A 3,750-nucleotide genomic window follows, 5' to 3' on the forward strand; every position below is an offset into this window, starting at 1 on the left:
ATATCGCTGACTGTGAATGGCATGTCTGTGAGCGGTGATGTTGAGGGTCGGACGTTATTGTCTGGTTTTTTGCGGGATCATTTGTCTTTGACGGGGACGCATGTTGGCTGTGATACGGCGCAATGCGGGGCCTGTGTGGTGCATGTAAACGGCGAGGCCGTGAAGTCGTGCAACATGCTGGCGGTTGAGGCTGACGGGGCCGAGGTCGGCACGATTGAGGGTCAGGCCTCCGAGGATGGGACGCTCAACACGATCCAGCAGGCGTTTCAGGATCACCACGGGCTGCAATGCGGCTTCTGCACACCGGGCATGGTGATGAGCGCGGCGGCCTTGCTGAAGGACAATCCGCGCCCGTCCGAGGCCGAGATCCGCAAGTATCTGGAAGGCAACCTGTGCCGCTGCACGGGCTATCACAACATCGTCAAGGCGATCATGGCCGCTTCGGGCCAGGACGTCAGCAGCATCGCCGCCGAATAAGCGGCCCGAGGGAGGAGAACAAGCAATGCCCAAAGACAGTGGCATCGGAGCCAGTTCCAAGCGGCGCGAGGACGTGCGCTTTCTGACCGGAGCAGGCAATTACACCGACGACATCAACGTGGCCGGACAGGCCTATGTTCATTTCCTGCGCTCGGATATCGCGCATGGCCGGATCACCAGCCTTGATACCTCGGCGGCCGAGGCCATGCCGGGCGTGGTCAAGGTGTTCACCGGCAAGGATTTCGAAGGCGTGGGCGGCATGCCCTGCGGCTGGGAGGTGACCGACAAGCACGGCGCGCCCATGCAGGAGCCTGCGCATCCCATTCTGGCCCAGGGCAAGGTGCGCCATGTGGGCGATCCCATCGCCGCCGTTGTGGCCGACAGCCTGGAGCAGGCGCGTGATGCGGCCGAGGCGATTGACCTCGAGATCGAGGAACTGCCCGCCGTGATCGACATGAAGGCCGCGGCGCAAGAGGGCGCGACGCTGGTCCATGACGATCTGAAGAACAACATCTGCTATGATTGGCAGCTGGGTGAAGCGGATGACGCCAAGGTCAATGAGGTCTTCGCCAATGCGGCCCATGTGACCACGCTGGATCTGGTCAACAACCGCCTGGTCGCTAACCCGATGGAACCGCGCGTGGCGGTGGGTGAGTATAAGCGGGGCACGGATGAGTACACGCTCTATACCACCTCGCAGAACCCGCATGTGATCCGCCTGCTGATGTGCGCCTTTGTGCTGGGTCTGCCCGAGCATAAGGTCCGCGTTGTGGCCCCGGATGTAGGCGGTGGCTTTGGCACCAAAATCTTCCACTATGCGGAAGAGGCGTTCTGTACCTTCGCCGCCAAGGCCTGCAACCGGCCTGTGAAGTGGACCTCCAGCCGGTCCGAGGCGTTCATGTCGGACGCCCATGGTCGGGATCATGTCAGCAAAATCGAACTGGCGCTGGATGCAGACAACAACTTCATCGGGTTGCGGACCAACACCTACGCGAACCTTGGGGCGTATCTGTCGACCTTCTCCAGTTCCGTGCCCACATGGCTGCACGGCACACTGATGGCAGGCAATTACAAGACGCCGGTCATTCAGGTGAATGTGAAGGCGATGTTCACCAACACAGTGCCGGTGGATGCCTATCGCGGCGCGGGCCGGCCCGAGGCGACGTTCCAGTTGGAACGCGTGGTGGATAAAGCTGCGCGCGAGCTGGGAGTCGATCCGATTGCCCTGCGCCGTCAGAACTTCATCACCCAGTTCCCCTATGACACGCCGGTCGCTCTGACCTATGACACCGGGGATTACAACGGGACCATGGATAAGCTGGAAGCCGCGGCTGATCTGGCCGGTTTTGCCGCGCGCCGTGCGGCAAGCGAGGCCAAGGGCAAGCTGCGCGGTCTGGGCATCAACTGCTATATCGAGGCGTGCGGCATTGCGCCCTCGAACATCGTTGGCATGCTGGGGGCCCGAGCGGGTCTCTATGACGCGGCGACCGTGCGGGTGAATGCCACCGGCTCGATCAGCGTCATGGTTGGCGCACATAGCCATGGGCAGGGGCATGAGACCGCCTTCCCGCAGGTTGTGGCCGACATGATCGGCATCGACGAGTCGATGGTCGAGATTGTGCATGGCGACACCTCGAAGATCCCGTTCGGCATGGGCACCTATGGCTCGCGCAGCCTCGCGGTCTGTGGCTCGGCCATGGTGAAGGCCACCGAGAAGGTGATCGACAAGGCCAAGAAGATCGCAGCCCACCTGCTGGAGGCGTCTGAGGCCGATATTGAGCTGAAGGACGGTCAGTTCAGCGTGGCAGGCACCGACAAGTCGGTGGCCTGGGGCGACGTGACCCTGACAGCTTATGTGCCGCATAACTTCCCGCTGGAGGTTGAGCCGGGGCTGGAGGAGACCGCGTTCTACGACCCGGCCAACTTCACCTTCCCCTCGGGCGCTTATGCCTGCGAGGTCGAGCTGGACCCCGAGACCGGTCAGGTCAGCATCGAGGCCTTCACTGCGGCGGATGACTTTGGCAACATCGTCAACCCGATGATCGTGGATGGCCAGGTTCATGGCGGCATCGGTCAGGGTATCGGCCAGGCTCTGCTGGAGAACTGCGCCTATGACGAGAATGGCCAGCTGTTGAGCGCGTCCTTCATGGATTACGCCATGCCGCGCGCCGATGATGTGCCCTTCTACGGCGTGGATCATTCCAGCCAGACGCCCTGTACGCATAACCCGCTGGGGGTGAAGGGCTGTGGTGAGGCCGGGGCGATCGGCTCTCCGCCGGCTGTGGTCAATGCGGTTCTGGATGCGATGAATTCGGGCGGCAAGGCGGCGGATCACATCGACATGCCAGTAAGCCCGTCGCGCGTTTGGGCAGCGATGAACAGCTGAGTTGAGAGGGTGGACCGGGGGCCAGCCCCCGGACCCCCGAGGTATTTTTGGCCAGATGAAGAGCGGATCTGCGCTCTTCGGAAAGGAAAAGCGGAATGTACAGTTTCGAGTTTGAGAAGCCCTCGAGCATTGCCGACGCGGTTGCTGCGTTGGGGGCCGAGGATGCGCAGCCATTGGGCGGGGGTCAGACGCTGATCCCGACGCTGAAGCAGCGCCTGGCGGCGCCATCGGTGCTGGTCAGCATGGGTGGGATTGCCGAGATGCAAGGGGTCTGTGTCGAGGATGACGGCTCGGTCGTCATTGGCGGGGCGACGCCCCATGCCACGGTGGCGCGTGAAGCGGCGGGATCGTATCCGGCGCTGGCGGCTTTGGCGGGTCAGATCGGTGACCCGGCGGTGCGCAATCGTGGCACCATTGGCGGGTCGGTGGCCAACAATGATCCGGCGGCCTGTTATCCGGCGGGTGTGCTGGGCTCGGGCGCGACCATCGTGACCAACGCGCGGCAGATCGCGGCGGATGACTTCTTTCAGGGCATGTTTGCCACCGCGCTGGATGAGGGTGAGATCATCACCTCGGTTCGGTTCCCGGTGCCGCAGGCGGCGAGCTATCAGAAGTTCCTGCAGCCTGCGTCCCGGTTTGCCCTGGTTGGCGTCTACGTGGCGCGCTTTGCGGAGGGTGTCCGTGTGGCCGTGACCGGCGCCAGCGAAGACGGCGTGTTCCGGTGGGCCGAGGCCGAAGAGGCCCTGAACAAATCCTTCAGCGTCGAGGCGTTGATGGGGCTGAGTGTCAACCCGATGAACATGATCGCCGACCTGCATGGCAGCAAAGACTACCGCGCGCATTTGGTTGGGGTGATGACTAAACGCGCCGTCCAAGACTGCTCGTAA

General features: G+C 62.8%; 3 protein-coding genes. All 3 read left to right on the forward strand.

All coding sequences use genetic code 11. The features are described 5' to 3' along the window. The coding region (locus tag ACR0JF_RS23140; protein ID WP_480670080.1) for a (2Fe-2S)-binding protein at nucleotides 1-477 on the forward strand (477 nt) is incomplete at its 5' end. Between the two features lie 25 nt (nucleotides 478-502). Then, nucleotides 503-2,863: a xanthine dehydrogenase family protein molybdopterin-binding subunit gene (locus ACR0JF_RS23145; protein ID WP_170663401.1), complete on the forward strand. Its 2,361-nt coding sequence runs from the start codon at nucleotides 503-505 to the stop codon at nucleotides 2,861-2,863. A 95-nt stretch (nucleotides 2,864-2,958) separates the two neighbouring features. Then, nucleotides 2,959-3,750 (forward strand): FAD binding domain-containing protein, encoded by a 792-nt coding sequence (locus ACR0JF_RS23150; protein WP_170663399.1) that lies wholly within the window; start codon nucleotides 2,959-2,961, stop codon nucleotides 3,748-3,750.

The organism is Ruegeria sp. BG11, assembly GCF_056538565.1.

Excerpts from the sequence above, each read along its gene's own strand:
- ACR0JF_RS23150 (WP_170663399.1), top strand. The coding sequence starts at position 2,959 with ATGTACAGTTTCGAGTTTGAGAAGCCCTCGAGCATTGCCGACGCGGTT.
- ACR0JF_RS23145 (WP_170663401.1), top strand. The coding sequence starts at position 503 with ATGCCCAAAGACAGTGGCATCGGAGCCAGTTCCAAGCGGCGCGAGGAC.